We start from the raw sequence: 697 nt of genomic DNA on the forward strand, positions 1-697 counted from the left end.
TCACCATTATCAAGTGTATATAAGGTTCGGTTGCGAATACGACCAATATAGTCCCAGCCCATGCTTAGTACCTGGCGGAACCAGGGTACCTGGAAGCCTGCATCACTGACGATTATAGGCTTACACTGCTCTGGCAGCATGGCTTTAAGATGCTGCAAAAACGCAAGATGCACTGCTGGCTTTTCTTTGCGGCATAGCGGATGGACTTGCTCATACAGCGTTATCGCGCGGCCATCAAAAGCCAATGATGCCCTCAGTAAGAAGTGACGTCGACTGGCGTCTAAATCAGACCAATCCACAAGAATAACCGGCCGTGGCAGCGACGAGGCGACAAGTCGAACCAAAGCACCATAAATCAGTGGCAGTTCACGGTGTAAATGTCCGTTAGAGCATAGCCTGTCAGCACGTTTAATCTTATGTTTTTCAAAAGCTTTACCACGAATTCCACGACCAAGCTGGGTAATGGTTAGCTTGTTCTGATGTATTGCACTTTTCACACAGGCTTCAAGCGCCTGACGGCGCTGACTGTGCATATTGGGCGTGACGGCTTTCACAAAACGGGTTAGCATTTGCAGAACATTCATGGCGTATCCTTGATAGGTTTGTTTGGCGATAGATCTGATCACCGAACGCCATGAATGTTCCTTCTGAGTTCATCTTTTTGTTTTAGCTAGTAATTTTGTGGGGATACCTCAGG

The 697-nt window shown here is 47.5% G+C and carries 1 protein-coding gene; it reads right to left on the bottom strand.

Annotated elements, in window-relative coordinates; genetic code table 11:
* A partial coding sequence (locus tag ACRCA4_RS14990) for an IS4 family transposase (protein ID WP_433190390.1) occupies positions 1–584 on the bottom strand: 584 nt, incomplete at its 3' end.
* Between the last annotated feature and the right edge of the window lie 113 nt (positions 585–697).

This window comes from Rheinheimera sp. WS51, assembly GCF_050936095.1.
Classification (GTDB): domain Bacteria; phylum Pseudomonadota; class Gammaproteobacteria; order Enterobacterales; family Alteromonadaceae; genus Alishewanella.